Origin of the sequence: Microbacterium sp. NPDC089987, assembly GCF_044748505.1 — a bacterium.
GTDB lineage: Bacteria > Actinomycetota > Actinomycetes > Actinomycetales > Microbacteriaceae > Microbacterium.
In genome coordinates, this window is the sequence record NZ_JBIVGE010000002.1 from 846,143 (window position 1) to 865,419 (window position 19,277).

The following is a 19,277-nucleotide window of genomic DNA, read 5'->3' on the forward strand; positions in this document are numbered from 1 at the left end:
CGGCTCAGGCCGTGGTCAGGCGCGCCAGCTCGGCGACGAAGGCGTCGACGTCCGACTCCTGCGTGTCGAACGAGCACATCCAGCGCACCTCATTGCGCGCGGCATCCCAGTCGTAGAAGCGGAACTTCTCGCGCAGCCGGTCGGCCACGCCGTCCGGCAGCGTCGCGAACACCCCGTTCGCCTGAGTGGGCTGCGTGAAGCAGACGCCCTGGATGCTGCTGTCGGCGATGCCCTGCTCGACCTCGGCACGCAGGCGCTGGGCCATCGCGTTGGAGTGCCTGGCGTTGCGCAGCCACAGGTCGCCCTCGAGCAGGGCGATGAGCTGCGCCGACACGAAGCGCATCTTCGACGACAGCTGCATGTTGAACTTGCGGCTGTACAGCAGGCCCTCGGCGGCATCCGGGTTCAGCAAGACGATCGCCTCACCGAGCATCGCGCCGTTCTTCGTGCCGCCGAAGCTGAGCACATCGACGCCGGCATCGGTCGTGAAGGCGTCGAGCGGCACGTCGAGAGCGGCAGCGGCATTCGAGATGCGGGCGCCGTCGAGGTGCAGCTTCATGCCGCGCTCGTGCGCGTGGTCGGCGAGAGCCCTGATCTCGTCGACGGTGTAGAGCGTGCCGAGCTCGGTCGACTGCGTGATCGAGACGACCAGGGGCTGCGCGCGGTGCTCGTCGCCCCAGCCCCACGCCTCGCGGTCGACGAGCTCGGGGGTGAGCTTGCCGTCGTCGGTCGGGACGGTGAGCAGCTTGAAGCCGCCGATGCGCTCGGGCGCGCCACCCTCATCGACGTTGATGTGGGCGGTGGATGCGGAGATCACCGCACCCCAGCGGGGAAGCATGGCCTGCAGGCCGGTGACGTTGGCGCCGGTGCCGTTGAAGACGGGAAAGGCCCGCGCGCTCTCGCCGAAGTGCGAGCGGAACACCTGCTGCAGACGCTCGGTGTACTGGTCTTCGCCGTAGGCGATCTGATGGCCGTCGTTGGCCGCGGCGATCGCAGCCAGCACCTCCGGATGGATGCCGGAGTAGTTGTCGGATGCGAAGCCGCGGACGGCGGTGTCATGCAGAGTGCTCACCGTCTGATTTTAGTGGTTGGCGGATGCACGGATCTGCGGCGGAGGCCTGTCGGATGTCGGTGGCCAGGATTACCCTCGACCCGTGACCGCAGCAGCGAAGACGAGGGCGTTCACGAATGTGCTCGTGAACACGCTGATCGCCAACGTGACGACCAGCTTCCTGTGGTTCGCGCTCACGTTCTGGGTGTACATCCAGACGCAGTCCGTGCTCGCCACGGGTGTCATCGGCGGCGCATACATGCTGCTCATCGCCTTCTTCTCGATGGTGTTCGGCACCATCGTCGACCGCTATCGCAAGCACACCGTGATGCTCCTCTCGAGCGTCGTCTCCGCCGTCGCGTTCGGCGCGGCGGGCGTGCTCTACCTGTGGCAGCCCGAGTCGGCGCTGCTCGACATCGGCGGTCCGTGGTTCTGGGCGTTCGCGCTGATCATCCTCATCGGCGGCGTCATCGAGCAGCTGCGAAGCATCGCGCTGTCGACGACGGTCACGCTGCTGATCCCCGAAGAGAAGCACGCGAACGCCAACGGCCTGGTCGGCACTGTGCAGGGCATCGCGTTCCTCGTGACCAGTGTGTTCTCGGGGCTGTCGATCGGCTTCCTCGGCATGGGATGGACCCTGATCATCGCGATCGTCGCGATGGGGGTGACGTTCGCCCACCTGCTGTTCATCCGCATCCCGGAGGATGCCCCGCAGCGCGACCCCGACGCGCCGAGCGCGCTCGACTTCCACGGCAGCGTGAAGGCGATCCGCGCGGCGCCAGGGCTGTTCGCCCTGATCGTGTTCTCGACGTTCAACAACCTCATCGGGGGCGTCTACATGGCGCTGATGGATCCGTATGGCCTCACGCTCTTCTCGGCGCAGATGTGGGGCATCGCGCTGGCGTTCGCATCGACCGGATTCCTCATCGGCGGCGCGCTGGTCGCGAAGTTCGGTCTCGGCGCGCGGCCCGTGCGGACCATGCTGCTCGTCGTCGCCGGCATGGGCGTTCTCGGCGCGGTGTTCATGCTGCGGGAGTGGTGGCCGCTGTTCGTCGTCGGCATGTGGCTGTACATGATGATGGTACCGCCGGTCGAGGCGGCCGAGCAGACGGTGATCCAGAAGGTCGTGCCGTACGCCAGGCAGGGCCGCGTCTTCGGAATGGCGCAGGCGATGGAGGCCGCCGCCGCGCCCGTGACCGCGTTCCTGATCGCGCCGCTGGCGGAGTTCCTGATCATCCCGTACATGCGCAGTGACGAGGGACGGATGCAGTGGGGCTGGCTGCTCGGAGAGGGCGAGGCCCGCGGCATCGCCCTGATCTGCCTGTTCGCCGGCATCATCATGGTGATCGTTGCCGGTCTCGCGTTCCTCACCCGCTCGTACCGGCTGCTCACTGAGCTGTACGCGCGGGCGCCCGAGCCCGACGAGGCGGATGCATCCGGTCTGAGCGACTCGGACAGCGAGCCGGCGCTGCGGACCGACCTCGCCCTCGACCCGGTGGCGGCGCGCGGCGGCCAGGCGGGCGCGAACCAGTCTGAGCGGGCAGTCGACGACACTCTGCAGGCACCCGAGACCGACGAGCAGCGCCCATGACGCCCACGGTCGATCCCACCGCGGGGGAGGTGCGCGTCACACCGGCCAACCTCGTGAGCTGGGACGACCTGCAGAAGGTCCTCACCGGAACCGCTCGGCAGTGCCAGTGCGAGCGGCAGCGGCTCGGTGACGGCGACTGGTGGTACATGCCGGTCGACGAGCGGAAGGCGCTGTTCCGCAGCGAATTGCGCTGCGATGACCCGCGGGCGAATGAGACGATCGGTGTCGTCGCCTTTGCCGGTGATGAGCCCGTGGGCTGGTGCGCGGTGGACCGGCGCAGCGTGTACGCGCGGTTGCGCAACTCGCCTGTCCCGTGGAAGGGCCGCTCTGAGCAGAAGGAAGACGAGTCGGTGTGGTCGATCGCATGCCTGATCGTGCGGCCGGGGTATCGCTGCCAGGGTGTGACCTATCCGCTGGTAGCCGGCGCTGTCGAGCACGCCAGAGCGCAGGGCGCGTCAGCAATCGAGGGCTACCCGATGCTCACCTCCGGTGGCACGGTGACCTGGGGTGAGATGAACGTGGGCTCTGTCGGCCCGTTCCTCGCCGCGGGGTTCCGGGAAATCTCCCGCCCGACCGTCCGCCGCGTGGTCATGCGCCTCGAGCTCTGACCGGGGCGCAGCCAGATGTGATGTTCAGCTCAGCGTGATGATGGTGTCGTTCAGCTCCGCAGCATCCAGGGCCCACAGGGCGACCACTGCGCGCGACAGCAGGTCGGCCTGCAGCCCGCCCTCGGCGCGGAAGATGACCGATGCTGTACGCAGCTTCCCGCCGGCATCCCGAGCGTTCTTCGCGTAACCGTGTGCGACACCGCGTGCCCAGGCCTCGCTCGCGGCCTTCATGGCCGCATAGTTGGCTCCGCCGGCCAGGGGCCTTGTCACCACCGTCGACGACACGATCGCGAAGCGCCCGGCATCCGACGCCTTGATCGCCGCGTCGAAGGCGCGGCTCGTCGCGCGCACGGCCTGCAACGCGGGCAGCAGTGCATCGAAGTCCTCATCGCTCTGCCCGGCCAAGCCGCCACCCCCGCGCCAGCCCCCGACGAGCGGGACCACCGCGTCGACGGCCCCGAGCTTCCCGGCCAGGGCGGTCATTTCGGCGAAGGACGTGGCGTCGGCCATCTCGGTCTGCGCCCCGGCATCCCGAAGCGGCGCCAGACGCTCTTCCGAGCGCCCGGTGGCGATCACCCGCGCCCCGGCGGCGATCAGCGCGGCGGCGGTGGCGAGGCCGGCGTCGCTGGTGGCGCCCGCCAGGACGACAGTGCGGTGGATGCTCATGCGGTCGGTTACAGATCGGTGCCGCGGATGCCCACGGTCGCTTCGATGACCGGCTTCATCTTCTTGTCGAGCGTCTCGAAGAACATCGACAGCGGGAACTCGTCGTCCATCACGGCGTCCGTGTATCCCTTCGGTGCGCCGGCGAGGATCTCGTCGGAGAGGCCACGAGCCCACTTCGATGCCGGGTGCGGTGTGAGGGTGCCCCGGACCAGCTCGTACGCCGCCAGCCAGTGCGCCACCTTCGGGCGGTCGATCGAGTGCCAGTACAGGTCGTCGATCGCATCGCCCAGGGCGACCACCGCGTCGGGCACGTTGTCCCAGTCGAAGGTGAGCGCCGTGTCGGTCCAGTGCAGCACGCCGCGCTGGTGCAGCCACGCGAACAGCAGCTGGCCGCCGACCGCGTCGTAGTTGCGCACCCGGTTGCCCGTGATCGCGAACCGGAAGATGCGGTCGAAGATGACCGCGTACTGCACGAGGTGCGCGTAGTCGTGCATCTCCCGCTCGGTCTCGGAGAGGGTCTCACCCGCGGCGACGCGAGCGTCGAACGCGCGCTCGATCTTCACCGACTCGCGGAAGGCCGTCATGTCGCAGCGCATCTCCTCGAGTGAGTAGAGGAAGAACGGCATCCGCTGCTTGATCATGAACGGGTCGAAGGGCAGGTCGCCGCGCATGTGCGTGCGGTCGTGGATGATGTCCCACATCACGAACGTCTTCTCAGTCATCTGCTGGTCGTCGAGCATCGCCCTGGCGCGCTCGGGCAGGTCGAGGTTGGTGATCTCGGATGCTGCGCGCACGACGCGGCGGTAGCGCGCCGCCTCGCGGTCCTGGAAGATCGCGCCCCACGTGAACGACGGGATCTCGCGCATGGCGACGGTCTCGGGGAACAGCACCGCGGAGTTGGTGTCGTAGCCGGGGGTGAAGTCGACCAGGCGCAGCGAGACGAACAGCTTGTTGCCGTAGTCGCCCGCCTCGAGTTCGGCAATGAACTCGGGCCAGATGGTCTCGACGATCAGCGCCTCGACAAGGCGGTCGCTCGAGCCGTTCTGCGTGTACATCGGGAAGACGACGAGGTGACGGATGCCGTCGACGCGGTGCTGCTGCGGCTGGAACGCCATCAGCGAGTCAAGGAAGTCCGGCACACCGAAGCCCCCATCGGCCCAGCGCTGGAAGTCGACGACGAGGGCGTCGAGGTAGGCCGCGTCGTGCGGGAAGGCGGGGGCGAGAGCCCGGATGCCCGCGACGATGGACGCCACGTGACCTGCGGCGGCCTCGTGGGCATCCGCCTGGGTCCCTGAGCCTGTCGAAGGGATGGACCCGTCCTTGACCTGCAGAGGGCGGATCGCGATCGCCGCATCCTTGAGCAGCTTCCAGGCAGCGCTGTGCTCGGCGGTCGAGGCGTCCACGACGTCTCGCTCCGCTCGCTCAGGTGCACCGATGATGCTGGAAGTGGCGCTGGTGATGGTGGACATCGAACCCTCCGATCGTGAGGTAGACCGGAGAATTTCCGGCGTGAGACATGTTTCACCCCTATTATTCCATCTATGGATGACACTGTCGATCACGCTCTCCTCGCCGCCATCTCCCGCGACGGGCGCGCCACCCTCGCGCAGCTCTCCGAGATGGTCGGCCTGTCGACCTCGGCCGTGCAGTCCCGGTTGAAGCGACTCGAGTCCCGCGGGGTGATCGTCGGCTACCAGGCGGTGCTCGATCCCGAGCAGGTGGGCTCGCCGCTGTCGGCGTTCATCGAGATCACGCCCCTCGACCCGGCCCAGCCCGACAACGCTCCCGAACTGCTCGAGCACCTCAGTGCGATCGAGGCCTGCCATTCGATCGCGGGCGACGCCGCCTACATGCTGTTCGTGCGCGTGGCGTCGCCGCGGGCTCTCGAACAGCTCGTCCGCGACATCCGGGTCGCAGCCAACGTCCGTACACGGACGACGGTTGTGCTGCAGACCTTCTACGAGCGCCGGCCGATCGTGGTCCCCGCCTGAGTCAGGAGTGCACCGCCGCGGCACGCAGAGGCGCGAACAGTAGGATCTCTGCCGTGGCAGGTTCCTCCAAGAAGACGAAGAAGCGCGCTCCACAGCAGCGTCGCACCAGCGGCAACCCGACGAAGCGTCCGGTGCTCGCCCTCGAGCCCGTGACCGCCGGAGACTGGGTCGGCGCCGCGCGCCTGCGCACCCTGCCACTGGCCGTCGCCCCGGTCGTGCTCGGGACGGGCGCGGCACAGACGGTCGACCATCTCTTCCACTGGGTGATCGCCCTCGCCTGCCTGGCCGTCGCGGTGCTGCTGCAGATCGGCGTCAATTTCGCCAATGACTACAGCGACGGCATCCGGGGCACCGACGCCGAGCGCGTCGGGCCCGCGCGCCTGACCGCCTCGGGTCGCGTCCCGGCGAAGCGCGTGCTGCTGGTCGCCCTGGTCTTCTTCGCGCTCGCCGCCGTGGTCGGGCTGGCCATCGTCATCCGCTCCCAGCAGTGGTGGATGCTCGCGGTCGGCGCGCTGTGCATCGTCGCCGCCTGGTTCTACACCGGAGGCAAGCGCCCGTACGGCTACAACGCGATGGGCGAGCTGTTCGTCTTCGTGTTCTTCGGGCTCGTCGCCACCCTCGGCACGACGTGGGTGCAGGTGCAGCACCTGCCGACCGTCGCCTGGGTCGTCGCCGTCGCCGCGGGTCTGTTCGCGTGCGCCGTGCTGCTCGCCAACAACCTGCGCGACATCGATCAGGATCGGGCCGTCGGCAAGCGCACCCTGTCGGTGCTGATCGGCAAGCGCGCCACCCAGGTGCTGTTCACGCTGTTCGTGCTGATCCCGTTCGCGCTCGCCGCATGGATCGCCCTGCTCTACCCGATCGCGTGGCTGGCGATGCTGGCCCTGCTCGCAGGGCTGGTGGCGATCGTCATCGTCTGGTTCCACCGACACCCCCGCGAGCTGGTCGCCGCGCTCGGCCTCACATCGCTCACCGCGCTCGCCTACGCTGGCGTCATCTACTGGGCGCTCGTCGGCTGACGTCGACGGCAGATTCGAGAGAAGGGGCGCCATGTCGTTTCAGGCTTACCTCGACAACATCGAGACCAAGACCGGTCTCACCCCGCGTCAGTTCATCGACCTGGCGTCAGAGAAGGGCTTCGGGCCCGGCACGAAGGCCACGCCGATCCTCGAATGGCTGAAGGCCGATTACGACCTCTCGCGCGGCTACGGCATGGCCCTCGTGCACGTGATCACCAAGGGGCCGCAGATCGCCGACACGCACGTCGGCAGCGAGGGCGCACACGCCGATCCCTCGAGCACCCTATGGCTCGAGGGCAAGGCCAGCAACCCGGCATCCGCTGGCTGAGGTGCGTCAGGCGCCCGACGCCGCGTCCTCCGCGTCCTCGTCGGTCTGCCCCCGGCCCTGGTCGCGGTTGCGCTTCGCGTAGATCTCGCGGGATGCCCGCGACAGCGGCGCCCGCAGGAACAGCAGCGAGATGCTCATGCCGATCAGGGCGGCGAACAGAGCGGCGAGCCACCAGTACTCGCGGAAGACGGGGAACAGCCACAGGATCCCGAGCGGCACGACGAACGCCAGCAGCCGCAGCACGGTGTAGACGAGGAGGGGTGGCAACTTCACTCCGACAGTCTACGAGCGGGGTCTAGGCGCCGGCTGTACGGCGGTCGGCCGGGTCCAGGCAGCGCGGGGAGATCTAGACTGGGAGCATGGCTCGTCTCCTGATCGTCGGCGGTTTTCTGGCTGTCATCTTCTGGGTGTTCAGCATCGTCGACGTGGCCGCGCAGCCTGCCGACCGGCACCGCGGAGTGGCGAAGGGCACCTGGGTTCTGATCGTGCTGCTGCTGCCGGTCATCGGCGGCATCCTCTGGTTCTGGATCGGGCGTCGTCGCCGCGGTGAGCGGGTCAGTGATTTCGTGACCGGGCCCGACGACGATCCGGCGGCGCTGCGGAGCATGAGCACGGCAGAGCAGGATGCCCGGATCCGGCAGCTGGAAGAGGAGCTCGCGCGCCTCGATGACGAGACCGACGGCACGGATCCGCGCTCGTGACGGGCGCCTCGCCCGCGAGTGACGCGGCGGCGGATCTGCTCGCTGAGCTCATCGCGCACGGCGTGCGCGACCTCGTGCTCTCACCGGGCTCGCGCTCGCAGGCCCTCGCGCTGGCCGCGACCGCACTTGCTCGGAGTGGATCACTGCGGGTGCACGTGCGCATCGACGAACGGGCTGCCGGGTTCACGGCGCTCGGGCTGGCGCGCGAGACGGGCGCTCCGGCCGCCGTGGTGTGCACATCGGGCACGGCCGCGGGCAACCTGCTGCCGGCGGCCATGGAGGCCTTCCACTCCGGAGTGCCCCTGCTGCTGCTGACCGCTGACCGACCGCCCGAGCTGCGCGGTGTGGGCGCGAATCAGGCGACCATGCAGCCGGGGATCTTCGGTTCGTTCGTGCGCCTGCACGTCGACGCCGAGGTGCCGGGCTCGGCGGCTGCCTCGTCGGGAATCACAGACGAAGTCGCCGCGCGGCGGAGCGTCGAGGGCGCACACGCCGGTGAGGGAACGGACGATCTGAGATCGCCGACGGCGTGGTCGGGTCTCGGGGAGCGCGCTGTGCGCGCGGCGCTCGGTCTCGAGGGACAAGGGCTGCCGGGAGTCGCCGGTCCCCTGCACCTGAATCTGCCCACTCGTGAGCCGTTGTCCGCCGCCGCTGACGTCACGGCGACAGTGGGCGAGCTGCCGACGCCGGAAGCCGTCGAGCCCGTGGTGCTCTCGCGTGGGCCGCGCACGGTGGTCATCGCGGGGGCGGATGCCGGTCCGGATGCCGAGGAGCTGTCGCACGAGGGAGGCTGGCCTCTCATCGCCGAGATCGTCAGCGGAGCTCGCTTCGGGCGTCTGCTCGTGCACGGGTACCGAGAGCTGCTGCGCGAAGCAGCACTGGGCGGCCGCATCGAGCGGGCCGTGGTGTTCGGGCATCCGACCCTCAGCCGCGAGGTGGCCGGGCTGCTCGCTCGACCCGACGTCGAGGTCATCGCGGTGCGACGCGGCGGCGAGGCGCTGAACCTCAACGGCCGCACGCACGCCGTTGCAGCGGTCGCGGTCGAGACCGGTGCGGCGGACAGGGTTTGGCTGGGGGAGTGGATGTTGGCCTCGCAGTCGCGCATGGTGGACCTCAGCGCGCCGGCGCCTGACCAGAAGGGCTTGTACTCCGACGACAGCGCCGAGCGGCTCGACGCCGTGCGCGCCGAGCTCGACGCGGTGCGCAAGCGCGTCGACCGGCGGATTCTGGCGGATGCCGTGTGGCGTGCCACCTGGCCCCACGATCGGCTCGTGTTCGGATCGTCGCGTCTGGTTCGCGTGGCGGATGAGGTGCTCGGGGGCAAGAAGGTTCCGGTCCACGCGAACCGTGGGCTGGCCGGCATCGACGGCACCGTGGCGACGGGGATCGGCATCGCGCTGGCCAGTCAGGCAGACGGCGCACCGGGCGTGACCCGCGTGCTGCTCGGCGACCTGGCGTTCCTGCACGATGTCGGCGCGCTGCTGCTGCCGGGTGACGAGCCGGCGCCTCGGATCCAGGTGATCGTCGGCAACGACGGAGGCGGGACGATCTTCGATGGTCTCGAGGTGGCCGCATCGGCGGCGCAGACCGACCTCGATCGGGCGTTCTACACCCCGCACGGCGTGCAGCTGGCCGAGCTGGCCGCCGCCTACGGCTGGGAGCACCAGCGGGTGACGACGCGCTCCGCGCTCGACCAGGCGCTGACCTCCGCGATCACCGGACCGCAGATCATCGAGGTGCCGCTCGAGCGCTGAGCGGGGGTGGTCAGCCGAGGCGCTGGGTGATCTCGCCCAGGTCGGCACTCGCGTAGCGCTCGTCGGACGAGGGCTCACCGTCGCCGCCCGTCTCGAGCTCGTACAGGTCGCTCTTCTGCGGCGCGACGGCCTGCGCCTCCACCGGCTGGGTCTCGGTGAGCACGTCGTCGAGTCCCTGCAGGGCGCTGAAGCGGCGGGCCTGCGTGACGACGTTGCGATCGAGCGAGCCCGCGAACCGGTTGTACGCATCGACCGTCGAGTTGAGGCTGCGGCCGAGCTTCGCCAGGTGCTGGCCGAGCGTGCCGAGGCGCTTGTGCAGCTCTTTGCCCACAGTGAAGATCTGCTGCGCCTCCTGCGCCAGCTGGTCCTGCCGCCAGGCGTGCCCGACAGTGCGCAGCAGCGCGACGAGCGTCGAGGGCGTCGCGATCACGACGTTGCGCTCGAAGGCGTACTCGTAGAGCGTCGCGTCCTGATCGAGTGCAGCGGCCAGGAACGGCTCGGCGGGCACGAACATGACGACGAACTCAGGCGACCCGGCCACGACATCCCAGTACTCCTTGGCACCCAGGTCGTCGATGTGCTTGCGCAGATGACGGGCGTGCGCCTGCAGCCGCTGCGCGCGGACAGTGTCGTCGGTGGCCTCCATCGCCTCGAGATATCCGCTGAACGCCACCTTCGAGTCGACGACGACGCGCTTGTCGCCGGCCAGGTGCACGACGAGGTCGGGGCGCAGCGCCCCGTCGTCCGTGGCATGGTGCATCTGCTCGTCGAAGTCGACGTGATTCACCATGCCCGATGCCTCGACCACGCGCCGCAGCTGCAGCTCGCCCCAGCGACCGCGGACCTGCGGCGCGCGCAGCGCGTTGACGAGGTTGCGCGTCTCGGAACCGAGCGTCTCCGACGACTGGCGCATGATCTGCAGCTGCTCGGCGAGAGCCGCGTGCGCCTCCAGCCGTGTCTTCTCAGCGGTCGTCATCTCGGACTTCACGGTGTCGAGCGTCTTCTGGATCGGGTCGATGAGCTGCTGCACGGCATCCTGTCGCTTCTGCAGCTCGGCCGCGCCCTCGCTCTGACTGCGCTTGAGTCGCTCTTCCGCCTGCTGCAGGAACGCCTTCGTATTGGCCTCCAGCGCCCTGCGGCTGAGCGCGTCGAACTCATCGGCGAGCCGCTTCTGATCGGCCTTCAGCTCTTCCAGGCGCTCCGTCGCGCGGCGGCGCTCCGCGAGCACATCCGCGTCGGCCTCTTCGCGCACCTCGGTCAGTCGCCGCCCGTGCTCGGCCCGCTCATGCTCGAGCCGCTCCTGAGCCTCGCGTCGAACGTCAGCCAGTGCCGTCTCGTGCAGCTGCCTGGCCTCCGCGACGCGACGATCGGCCAGCGCCCGCTCCTCCTGCACGCGTGAGACGGTCTCGGCGCGCAGTGCCTCGGCATCCCGCTCGAGCGCGCTGATCCGCAGCCGCGCCGCAGCGACTTCGGCGCGCTGCCCGGCATCGGCCGACCGGCCGCGCTGCGCGCCGAGCAGGAAGCCGGCTGTTCCGGCGAGGGCGGCTGTGATCACCGCGATGACGATGATGAGAACGGTGCTGTCCATGACTCCGATTGTGAGGCCGGCCACCGACACTTCGACTCGCAGGCTCGCTCAGTGCGGCGCACTGTCGTCCACGCTCGCCGACGGGGCATGATGTCTGCATGGCGACGCACACGTGGACGACCGAAGCGGCAGAGCTGCTCAGGGTGCGCAAGGGCTTCTCGCTCGCCGACGTCGACGCCGGCGCGCACCCCGGCTTCGACGGCGACAAGAGCCGGGGCACCGCACTGCTCGAGAAGCGCGAGCAGCGGCTCGACGAACTGCAGGAGCGGCTGTTCGCGGCGAGCCATGTGGGCGATGGGCATGACGCCGTGCTGCTCGTGCTGCAGGCGATGGACACCGCGGGCAAAGGCGGAATCGTGCGACACGTCGTCGGCGGGGTGGATCCGCAGGGCGTGGAGCTCGCTGCGTTCAAGGCGCCGACCGAAGAGGAGCTCGCGCATGACTTCGTCTGGCGGGTCCAGAAGCGTCTGCCCCGGCCGGGCATGATCGGCGTCTTCGACCGCTCGCACTACGAGGATGTGCTGATCGGCCGCGTGCGCCACCTCGCCGACGAGGCGGAGATCGAGCGCCGGTACGGCGCGATCGTCGACTTCGAGCGCCGCATCGCGGCATCCGGAACCCGCATCGTCAAGGTCATGCTGCACATCTCGCGCGACGAGCAGAAGGATCGGCTGATGGAGCGGCTCGAGCGTCCCGACAAGCACTGGAAGTACAACCGCGGCGACGTCGACGAGCGGATGCTCTGGGACGACTACATGGCGGCCTATCAGACCGCGTTCGAGCGCACCTCGACGCCGGATGCGCCCTGGTACGTCGTGCCCGCGAACCACAAGTGGTACGCGCGCCTCGCCGTGCAGGAGCTGCTCATCGACGCCCTGGAGGACATCGACCCGCAGTGGCCCGCCGCCGACTTCGACGTCGAGGCCGAGAAGAAGCGCCTCGCGGCCAGCTGAGGCGGACGCCGCTGCACACTTTCCCCCGTTCTGCACATAAAATCCCCGAATCCGTGTGCAGAACGGGGAGATCTGTGCAGGCGTGGACCCGCCGGAGCGCGACTCAGGCGCGCGGCTTGCGGGCGCGGTGCAGCGCGACGATGCCGAACGAGAGGTTGCGGTACTCGACATCCGCCCAGCCCGCCTCCCGGATCCATGTCGCCAGCGTGCGCTGATCCGGCCAGTCGCGGATCGACTCGTTCAGGTAGTCGTAGGCGTCGCCATTCGTGCCGGCCAGACGAGCGACCCGCGGCAGCACCTGCGCGTTGTAGAAGTCGTAGAACCCGCGGAAGAAGCGCCCGGGAGGGGTGGAGAACTCGTTGATCACCATGCGTCCGCCGGGCTTGGTGACGCGCAGCAGCTCGCGCAGCGCCTTCTTCGGGTCCTGCACATTGCGCAGGCCGTACGACATGGTGACCGCGTCGAACTCCTCATCGCCGAAGGGCAGGTCCGTGGCATCCGCCTCGACGAAGATGATGTTGTGCAGGTGGCCGTGCCTGCGGCGGCCCTCCGCCAGCATCCCGGGGGAGAAGTCGGCGGCGACGACTTGCGCTCCGCTCGCGGCGAGGGATGCCGAGGAGGATGCCGTGCCCGCAGCCAGATCGAGGATCCGCTCGCCGCGCTTCGGCGCGACCGCGCGGGTCGTCGCCGCCCGCCACAGCGCGTCGTTGCCGAGGGTCATGACCGTGTTCGTGCGGTCGTACCCCTTCGCGACCTGGTCGAACATGCCGCTGACGCGGGAGGGGTTCTTGCCGAGATCGGCGCGGTTCGGCTGCATGCTTCGATCCTAAAGCGACCGGATGCCGTGCGCTTCGCGCATCCGGGCACGTCCGGCGCCGGGCATAGACTCGCCGGGTGATCGCGAACCGACCCGAGCCCGGCACGCCGATGGCCATGACCTGGCGCAAGTGGGATGGCTCGCCGCACTGGAACAACGACGTCGTCTACCTGGGCGCCGACGAGTGGGGCGATTGGGTGGGACAGCCGGTCGGGTGGCGCAGTCACCGCCCCGGAGCCGACTTCGTCGCCGAGTCGCCGAACGTCACGCTCGTGCCGCGCGACCACACCGATTTCGCGCTCACCGTGCATCGCGGGCATCCCCGCCATCTGCGGGTCTACATCGACCTCGCGTTGGATCTGCGCTGGACAGACGATCCTCGGCTGTCGACGGCGATCGACATGGACCTCGACGTGGTGCGCCGGCTCAACGAGCAGGGCACCTATGTCGACGACCGCGACGAGTGGGCCGAGCACAGCATCCGCTACGGCTACCCGGCCGAGGTCATGACCCACCTCGAAACGCGCGCACTCGAACTCGAGGATCAGGTGCGCGCGCAGGTCGCCCCGTTCGACGACGCCACCGCCGATCCGTGGATCGACCGCCTCATCGCGCTCGGCCTCGACCGCTGACGCCCGCCGCGCGAATCCCGCCCATTCGACCGGCCGATAGGCTGTACGGGTGAGCAGCATCCGCTTGGTCGCGCAGACCCGCGAGATCCCACCCGTGGACGATCTGCTGGCACACACCTCCGCCGTCCGGCCCCTGGCGTGGCTGCGCCGTGGCGAGGGCATCGTGGCCGCCGGTGACGGTGTCGCTGCCGTGATCCGCATCCCGGCCGGCTCCGGACGCACTCGCAGCGACGTCATCGCCGACGCGTGGCGCGAGATCGCGGCCCTGGCCGAGATCGACGACGACGTGCGCCTCTCGGGCACCGGGCTCGTCGGCTTCGGCGCGCTGGCCTTCGATGAGGACTCGTCGTCCGACAGCGTGCTGCTCGTGCCGCAGACGGTGATCGGCCTCCGTGCCGGACGCAGCTGGATCACGCGCATCCGCCCGGCTGCCGACGCCGACTTCGCCCCGATCCCCGACTCTGCACCCCTCGGCCCGCACTGGGCCGGTCGCGTCGGGCCCGGCGCGCAGACGCCGCAGGGGTATCAGGATGCCGTGCGCCGCGCGCTCGACGAGATCGCCGCCGGCGCGTACAGCAAGGTCGTGCTCGCCCGCGACCTGACCGGCACCGTCCCCGGCGACGCCGACCTGCGACGCCTCGTGCGCGCGCTCGCGACCGGGTACCCCGACACGTGGACCTTCGCCGTCGACGGCCTCATCGGCGCCAGCCCCGAGACGCTGGTCACCGCACACGAGCGAGTGGTCACGGCACGCGTGCTGGCCGGCACCGCGGCGCGCGGCGCCGACCCGTCCGAGGATCATGCGGCGTCCGCTGCACTCGCCGCGAGCGGCAAGGACCTCGACGAGCACCGGTACGCCGTGCAGAGCGTTCTCGCCGCGCTCGACCCGCACACCAGCGCGCTCGACGCCCAGGCCGAGCCGTTCGTGCTCGAGCTGCCCAATCTCTTCCATCTCGCGACGGACGTGGCGGGGCAGCTGAGCGACGGCGCCTCGTCGCTCGACCTGGTCGGGGCGATGCACCCCACCGCGGCTGTCGCCGGCACGCCGACGGATGCCGCGATCGCCGCGATCCGCCGCATCGAGCCCTTCGACCGGGGGCGCTACGCCGGGCCGGTCGGCTGGATCGACGCCGCCGGCGACGGCGAATGGGCGATCGCGCTGCGCTGCGCGCAGTTCGGCGACGCCCCTCGAGCGGCATCCGGTGCGCGGCGCGTCACGGCGTACGCCGGCGCGGGCATCGTCGCGGGCAGCGAGCCGGAGTCGGAGCTGCTCGAGACGCGCGTGAAATTCCGCCCCCTCGTCGACGCTCTCGCGTGAGCGATCTCTGCGCGTCCGCCGTGCCGTCACCCGTCGCCGCGAAGGTAGGGTTGAGTACGTGACTTCAGGCCCCGCGACCCCGGGCACGCGACTGGCGAGCCGACTCGGCTTCAGCGACCGCATCTTCCTCGGCCCCGGCGCGCGTCGCGTCGCCTCGCGCATCGAGGCCGGTCTCGACCTGGTCGAGGCGGGCATCGCCGAAGAGGTCAAGGTCGCCGACTCGATCGCGGATGCCGCCGCGCGCTACCTCTACGAGGCCGGCGGCAAGCGCATCCGTCCGGTGCTCACTCTGCTCACCGCCCAGCTCGGCGACGGCAGCACCGCCGCAGTGGTCGACGTCGCCAAGGCTCTCGAGCTCACCCACCTCGGCTCGCTGTACCACGACGACGTCATGGACGGCGCCGACACCCGCCGCGGCGTGCCCGCCGCCCACGCGGTGTGGGGCAACAACGTCGCGATCCTCACCGGCGACATCCTGTTCTCGCGCGCCAGCCAGATCATGTCCCGGTACGGCGACCGCGCGATGCGCCTGCAGGCCGACACGTTCGAGCGTCTCGTGCTCGGCCAGCTCCGCGAGACCGTGGGTGCGCAGCCGGGCGACGACCCGATCGACTTCTACATCCAGGTGCTCGCCGACAAGACCGGCTCGCTGATCGCTGCGGCCACCAAGGGCGGTGCGATCTTCTCGAACGCGCCGGCCGAGTTCGAGGAGCCGCTGCGCGTCTACGGCGAGAAGGTGGGCGTGGCCTTCCAGCTGCTCGACGACGTGATCGACCTCTCGGCCGATGCCGAGGAGACCGGCAAGGTGCCGGGCACCGACCTGCGCGCGGGCGTGCCGACGATGCCGTCGCTGCTGCTGAAGACGAGTACGGCTCCTGAGGACGTCGACCTCGCGCGCCGCATCGATGAGGGCGTCGCGCGGATCGCCGAGGGCGAAGACCCTGCCGTGCTCGACGGACCCCTCGCAGAGCTGCGTGACAACGATGCCACCGCGCGCACCCTGACTCTCGCCCGCACCTGGACGGCCGACGCCGTCGCCGCGCTCGAGCCGCTGCCCAAGGGCACCGTGCGCGACGCGCTGACCCGGTTCGCGGAGACTCTCGCTGATCGCAGCAGCTGACGGAAGGAACCCCATGACGAAGCTCAAGCTGGCCATCGTCGGGGCGGGACCGGCAGGCATCTACGCCGCCGACCTCCTGCTCAAGGCCGAGCGCAAGTTCGATGTCTCCATCGACCTCTTCGAGCAGCTGCCCGCACCCTACGGTCTGGTCCGCTACGGCGTCGCCCCCGACCACCCGCGCATCAAGGGCATCATCACGGCGCTGCGCGACGTGCTGGACCGGGGTGACATCCGCCTGTTCGGCAACGTGCGCTTCGGCACCGACATCACGATCGACGACCTCAAGCGTCACTACAACGCGGTGATCTTCGCCACCGGCGCCGTGCGCGACTCGTCGCTCGACATCCCCGGCATCGACGCCGACCACTCGTTCGGCGCGGCCGAGTACGTGAGCTGGTTCGACGGGCATCCGGATGTCCCCCGCGAGTGGAGTCTGGATGCCGAGTCGGTCGGCGTCATCGGCAACGGCAACGTCGCGCTCGACGTCGCCCGCATGCTCGCCAAGCATGCCGACGACCTGCTGGTCACCGAGGTGCCCGAGAACGTCTACCAGGGCCTGAAGGCCAGCCGCATCACCGACGTGCACGTGTTCGGCCGTCGCGGCCCTGCGCAGGTGAAGTTCACCCCGCTCGAGCTGCGCGAGCTGGGCGAGCTGCGCGATGTCGACATGGTCGTGTACGACGAGGACTTCGACTACGACGAGGCATCGCTCCAGGCCGTCGCCAGCAACAAGCAGGTCATGGTGATGGACCGCGTCATGCAGTCGTGGCGCAAGCTCGACTCGGTGAACAACGCGGGTGGCACGGCATCCCGTCGCCTGCACCTGCACTTCTGGGCGCGCCCGGTCGAGGTGAAGAAGGACGAGAACGGTCGTGTCGCGGCGCTCGTCTACGAGCGCACGAAGTCCGATGGCGCCGGCGGCGCGGTCGGCACCGGAGAGCTGCGCGAGGTGCCGATGCAGGCCCTGTACCGCGCGATCGGCTACTTCGGATCGCCGCTGCCCGGTGTGCCGTTCGACAAGAAGCACGGCGTGATCCCCAACCGCGAGGGGCAGGTGCTCGAGACGAAGTCCAACCAGCTCGTGCCCGGCATCTACGCCACCGGCTGGATCAAGCGCGGGCCGGTCGGCCTGATCGGCCACACCAAGTCGGATGCCATGGAGACCGTGCGGCATCTGATCAACGACCAGGGCTCGTGGTGGCAGCCGGAGGACCCGTCCGACGAGGCGATCCCGGCGCTGCTCGCCGAGCGGGGTGTGGCATGGACCGACCTCGAGGGCTGGCACCGGCTCGACGCGCACGAGATCGATCTCGGTGCCCCGCATGAGCGCGCGCGGGTGAAGCTCGTGCCGCGCGAGGAGATGGTGCGCATCTCGCGCGCGGAGTGAGCACTCGCGCCCGCTAGGTTGAAGGCATGGCCGAGTGGGTTCCCGATGTCCTCGGTGAGGGCTTCCAGCAGCTCACCCTGCCGCTCGGAGACGACGTCGAGGGGGAGCTCGTCGCGACGGTCGTGCGCTCGCTGCCCGATCCTGTGCCGTGGTGGCGGCTGGGTGGCGACCGTCGTCCGCTTGCCGACGTCGACGTGCTCTACGTGCACGGCTGGTCGGACTACTTCTTCCAGAAGCGTCTCGCCCGATTCTGGAACGATCGTGGGGCGCGGTTCTTCGCCCTGGACCTGCGAAAGTACGGCCGCAGCCTGAGACCGGGCCAGACGCCCGGCTACGTGACGGATCTCGCCGAGTACGACGCCGACATCGCGGCGGCGCTGGAGGCGAGAGGGGATGCCTCGGGCCGGCGCCTCGTGCTGCTCGGGCACTCCACAGGCGGGCTCATCCTCAGCCTGTGGGCATCGCGGCATCCGCGTGAGGTCGACGCGGTCATCCTCAACGCGCCGTGGCTGGAGTTCCAGCTCGGCGCCGCCCGTGCGGCGATCACCCCGGTGGTCGAGCTGCAGGCCCGGCTGCGCCCGATGGAGGCAGCCCCGCAGGTCGACCTCGGCTTCTACACCCAGGCGCAGCGCGAGGTGGCCGATCCCGACGATCCGGTCGAGGTGAATCCGCTGTGGCGGCCGGAGCAGGCGATGACCGTGCACGCCGGCTGGCTGCGCGCGGTGCTCGCCGGGCACGCAGCCGTGTCACGCGGCCTGAGCATCGAGGTGCCGGTCTGCGTGCTGCTCTCGGCCCGGTCCGCTCTGCCCACGCGATGGTCCGATGAGCTGACCTCTGCCGACAGCGTGCTCGTCGTCGACGACATCGCCCGAGCCGCGCTCAAGCTCGGCAGCTCGGTGACCGTCGAGCGGATCGACGCGGCGCTGCACGACGTCTTCCTGTCACGCCGCGAAGCGCGCAACGAGGCATACGCGCGCCTCGACCGCTGGGTGCGAGGCTGGGCGCACGCCGGCTCCTCGCTCAGATGATCCAGTACATCCGCCGGCACGCCTGTTCGGCGGCATCCGCATCGCCGCGCTGGAAGGCGTCTTCCAGATCTGCGCACGCGGTGATGACCGACGGATGCTTGTCGGCGGGCACTTCGTACGTCTGCAGCGCACGCGCGAGTGCGAGGCTGACCTCGTCGATCAGCGCCTGCTGCAGTGCGTTGCCGCAGCGCGCCGCCAGGTACTCGATCAGCGCGCGCCGCGCGGCAGAGGTCGAGACGGCGTCCGAAACGTCGGCCGCCACGGCGCGGATGAGCCGGGAGACCGTCTTCACCTCGCTCGGCTTCAGCCGAGGACAGGCCAGGCGCGCGACGATGCTCGCCTGCAGTCCGGCGAAGACGTGTGCGGTCGCGACCTGACCGGGCGTGACCGACGACACCTCCGTGTACCTGCTCGGGTACATCGTGACCAGGCCGATGCGCTCGAGCCGCTGCAGCGCCTCGCGGACGGGCGTGCGCGACACCGACAGCTCGACGGCGAGTTCGCTGTCGCGGATCCGTGCTCCCGGAGCGAGTTCGCCGCTCACGATCCGCTCGCCGATCAGGTGGAACAGCCCTTCGGCAAGAAGCTGCTTCTTTGCCGCGATCTCCGCTCTCGCGGGTCGTTCGACGTCGATCATGTATCTCTCCCCAATTGCGCCTGACGGCGCCCCCCGGGTTGCCCCATACAACCCATACACCGGCATTCTACCCACCGGGTGCGACACG

The 19,277-nt window shown here is 69.7% G+C and carries 20 protein-coding genes; 13 read left to right on the forward strand and 7 right to left on the reverse strand.

Going from position 1 to position 19,277, the window contains the following annotated elements:
- Positions 1 to 4: 4 nt before the first annotated feature.
- Positions 5 to 1,072, reverse strand: coding sequence for a threonine aldolase family protein (locus tag ACIPV2_RS11705; protein WP_400841443.1), 1,068 nt, complete (start codon positions 1,070 to 1,072; stop codon positions 5 to 7).
- A gap of 82 nt (positions 1,073 to 1,154) precedes the next feature.
- Here ACIPV2_RS11705 and ACIPV2_RS11710 point away from each other — a divergent pair, with 82 nt between their 5' ends.
- Both ACIPV2_RS11710 and ACIPV2_RS11715 read left to right on the forward strand, forming a co-directional pair.
- Positions 1,155 to 2,642 carry an MFS transporter gene (locus ACIPV2_RS11710; RefSeq protein ID WP_400841446.1) on the forward strand — a complete coding sequence of 496 codons (1,488 nt, stop codon included), beginning with the start codon at positions 1,155 to 1,157 and terminating at the stop codon, positions 2,640 to 2,642.
- On the forward strand, positions 2,639 to 3,250 hold the full coding sequence (locus tag ACIPV2_RS11715) for a GNAT family N-acetyltransferase (protein ID WP_400841448.1): 612 nt from the start codon (positions 2,639 to 2,641) through the stop codon (positions 3,248 to 3,250). The genes ACIPV2_RS11710 and ACIPV2_RS11715 overlap by 4 nt, the downstream gene beginning before the upstream one ends.
- Before the next feature lie 24 nt (positions 3,251 to 3,274).
- On the opposite strand, the gene ACIPV2_RS11720 is transcribed toward ACIPV2_RS11715, so the two are convergent.
- Positions 3,275 to 3,916, reverse strand: coding sequence for an SDR family NAD(P)-dependent oxidoreductase (locus ACIPV2_RS11720; RefSeq protein ID WP_400841450.1), 642 nt, complete (start codon positions 3,914 to 3,916; stop codon positions 3,275 to 3,277).
- Positions 3,917 to 3,924: 8 nt separating this feature from the next.
- Positions 3,925 to 5,385 carry a DUF6421 family protein gene (locus ACIPV2_RS11725; protein ID WP_400841452.1) on the reverse strand — a complete coding sequence of 487 codons (1,461 nt, stop codon included), beginning with the start codon at positions 5,383 to 5,385 and terminating at the stop codon, positions 3,925 to 3,927.
- Between the two features lie 72 nt (positions 5,386 to 5,457).
- Between ACIPV2_RS11725 and ACIPV2_RS11730 the strand changes: the two genes are divergently transcribed.
- From ACIPV2_RS11730 to ACIPV2_RS11740, 3 genes are read left to right on the forward strand one after another with little or no spacing between them, the layout of a single operon-like run.
- Positions 5,458 to 5,907: an Lrp/AsnC family transcriptional regulator gene (locus ACIPV2_RS11730; RefSeq protein WP_400841454.1), complete on the forward strand. Its 450-nt coding sequence runs from the start codon at positions 5,458 to 5,460 to the stop codon at positions 5,905 to 5,907.
- Between the two features lie 53 nt (positions 5,908 to 5,960).
- Positions 5,961 to 6,926 carry a 1,4-dihydroxy-2-naphthoate polyprenyltransferase gene (locus ACIPV2_RS11735; protein ID WP_400841455.1) on the forward strand — a complete coding sequence of 322 codons (966 nt, stop codon included), beginning with the start codon at positions 5,961 to 5,963 and terminating at the stop codon, positions 6,924 to 6,926.
- Between the two features lie 31 nt (positions 6,927 to 6,957).
- Positions 6,958 to 7,254 (forward strand): DUF4287 domain-containing protein, encoded by a 297-nt coding sequence (locus tag ACIPV2_RS11740; RefSeq protein ID WP_400841457.1) that lies wholly within the window; start codon positions 6,958 to 6,960, stop codon positions 7,252 to 7,254.
- Positions 7,255 to 7,260: 6 nt separating this feature from the next.
- On the opposite strand, the gene ACIPV2_RS11745 is transcribed toward ACIPV2_RS11740, so the two are convergent.
- Entirely contained in the window at positions 7,261 to 7,527 is a 267-nt protein-coding gene (locus ACIPV2_RS11745) for a DUF4229 domain-containing protein (RefSeq protein ID WP_400841459.1), read from the reverse strand.
- 86 nt (positions 7,528 to 7,613) lie between these two features.
- Between ACIPV2_RS11745 and ACIPV2_RS11750 the strand changes: the two genes are divergently transcribed.
- A complete protein-coding gene (locus ACIPV2_RS11750) occupies positions 7,614 to 7,955 on the forward strand; it encodes a PLD nuclease N-terminal domain-containing protein (protein ID WP_400841461.1) in 342 nt (113 codons plus the stop codon).
- Positions 7,952 to 9,709 (forward strand): 2-succinyl-5-enolpyruvyl-6-hydroxy-3-cyclohexene-1-carboxylate synthase, encoded by a 1,758-nt coding sequence (gene menD, locus ACIPV2_RS11755; protein WP_400841463.1) that lies wholly within the window; start codon positions 7,952 to 7,954, stop codon positions 9,707 to 9,709. The genes ACIPV2_RS11750 and menD overlap by 4 nt, the downstream gene beginning before the upstream one ends.
- A gap of 10 nt (positions 9,710 to 9,719) precedes the next feature.
- Here menD and rmuC read toward each other — a convergent pair whose 3' ends face one another.
- Positions 9,720 to 11,297 carry a DNA recombination protein RmuC gene (gene rmuC, locus ACIPV2_RS11760; RefSeq protein WP_400841465.1) on the reverse strand — a complete coding sequence of 526 codons (1,578 nt, stop codon included), beginning with the start codon at positions 11,295 to 11,297 and terminating at the stop codon, positions 9,720 to 9,722.
- 98 nt (positions 11,298 to 11,395) lie between these two features.
- Between rmuC and ACIPV2_RS11765 the strand changes: the two genes are divergently transcribed.
- Positions 11,396 to 12,250, forward strand: coding sequence for a polyphosphate kinase 2 family protein (locus tag ACIPV2_RS11765; protein WP_400841467.1), 855 nt, complete (start codon positions 11,396 to 11,398; stop codon positions 12,248 to 12,250).
- Positions 12,251 to 12,353: 103 nt separating this feature from the next.
- Here ACIPV2_RS11765 and ubiE read toward each other — a convergent pair whose 3' ends face one another.
- Positions 12,354 to 13,067, reverse strand: coding sequence for a bifunctional demethylmenaquinone methyltransferase/2-methoxy-6-polyprenyl-1,4-benzoquinol methylase UbiE (ubiE, locus tag ACIPV2_RS11770; protein WP_400841469.1), 714 nt, complete (start codon positions 13,065 to 13,067; stop codon positions 12,354 to 12,356).
- Between the two features lie 77 nt (positions 13,068 to 13,144).
- Here ubiE and ACIPV2_RS11775 point away from each other — a divergent pair, with 77 nt between their 5' ends.
- The 5 genes from ACIPV2_RS11775 to ACIPV2_RS11795 are packed head-to-tail and all read left to right on the forward strand — an operon-like array spanning position 13,145 to position 18,552.
- On the forward strand, positions 13,145 to 13,699 hold the full coding sequence (locus tag ACIPV2_RS11775; protein ID WP_400841470.1) for a DUF402 domain-containing protein: 555 nt from the start codon (positions 13,145 to 13,147) through the stop codon (positions 13,697 to 13,699).
- 49 nt (positions 13,700 to 13,748) lie between these two features.
- Positions 13,749 to 15,017 (forward strand): isochorismate synthase MenF, encoded by a 1,269-nt coding sequence (locus tag ACIPV2_RS11780; RefSeq protein ID WP_400841472.1) that lies wholly within the window; start codon positions 13,749 to 13,751, stop codon positions 15,015 to 15,017.
- A 58-nt stretch (positions 15,018 to 15,075) separates the two neighbouring features.
- Positions 15,076 to 16,137, forward strand: a complete 1,062-nt coding sequence (locus tag ACIPV2_RS11785; RefSeq protein WP_400841474.1) for a polyprenyl synthetase family protein — start codon at positions 15,076 to 15,078, stop codon at positions 16,135 to 16,137.
- Between the two features lie 13 nt (positions 16,138 to 16,150).
- Positions 16,151 to 17,524, forward strand: a complete 1,374-nt coding sequence (locus ACIPV2_RS11790; RefSeq protein WP_400841476.1) for an FAD-dependent oxidoreductase — start codon at positions 16,151 to 16,153, stop codon at positions 17,522 to 17,524.
- A 26-nt stretch (positions 17,525 to 17,550) separates the two neighbouring features.
- Entirely contained in the window at positions 17,551 to 18,552 is a 1,002-nt protein-coding gene (locus ACIPV2_RS11795; protein ID WP_400841478.1) for an alpha/beta hydrolase, read from the forward strand.
- On the opposite strand, the gene ACIPV2_RS11800 is transcribed toward ACIPV2_RS11795, so the two are convergent.
- A complete protein-coding gene (locus ACIPV2_RS11800; protein ID WP_400841480.1) occupies positions 18,545 to 19,189 on the reverse strand; it encodes a GntR family transcriptional regulator in 645 nt (214 codons plus the stop codon). The two genes, ACIPV2_RS11795 and ACIPV2_RS11800, sit on opposite strands and share 8 nt — an antisense overlap.
- Between the last annotated feature and the right edge of the window lie 88 nt (positions 19,190 to 19,277).

Bases quoted from the DNA above. Each gene is read 5' to 3' on its own strand.
- ubiE (WP_400841469.1), bottom strand. From the start codon at position 13,067: ATGCAGCCGAACCGCGCCGATCTCGGCAAGAACCCCTCCCGCGTCAGC.
- ACIPV2_RS11750 (WP_400841461.1), top strand. From the start codon at position 7,614: ATGGCTCGTCTCCTGATCGTCGGCGGTTTTCTGGCTGTCATCTTCTGG.
- ACIPV2_RS11795 (WP_400841478.1), top strand. From the start codon at position 17,551: ATGGCCGAGTGGGTTCCCGATGTCCTCGGTGAGGGCTTCCAGCAGCTC.
- rmuC (WP_400841465.1), bottom strand. From the start codon at position 11,297: ATGGACAGCACCGTTCTCATCATCGTCATCGCGGTGATCACAGCCGCC.
- ACIPV2_RS11790 (WP_400841476.1), top strand. From the start codon at position 16,151: ATGACGAAGCTCAAGCTGGCCATCGTCGGGGCGGGACCGGCAGGCATC.
- ACIPV2_RS11725 (WP_400841452.1), bottom strand. From the start codon at position 5,385: ATGTCCACCATCACCAGCGCCACTTCCAGCATCATCGGTGCACCTGAG.
- ACIPV2_RS11730 (WP_400841454.1), top strand. From the start codon at position 5,458: ATGGATGACACTGTCGATCACGCTCTCCTCGCCGCCATCTCCCGCGAC.
- ACIPV2_RS11715 (WP_400841448.1), top strand. From the start codon at position 2,639: ATGACGCCCACGGTCGATCCCACCGCGGGGGAGGTGCGCGTCACACCG.
- ACIPV2_RS11800 (WP_400841480.1), bottom strand. From the start codon at position 19,189: ATGATCGACGTCGAACGACCCGCGAGAGCGGAGATCGCGGCAAAGAAG.
- ACIPV2_RS11740 (WP_400841457.1), top strand. From the start codon at position 6,958: ATGTCGTTTCAGGCTTACCTCGACAACATCGAGACCAAGACCGGTCTC.
- ACIPV2_RS11765 (WP_400841467.1), top strand. From the start codon at position 11,396: ATGGCGACGCACACGTGGACGACCGAAGCGGCAGAGCTGCTCAGGGTG.
- ACIPV2_RS11720 (WP_400841450.1), bottom strand. From the start codon at position 3,916: ATGAGCATCCACCGCACTGTCGTCCTGGCGGGCGCCACCAGCGACGCC.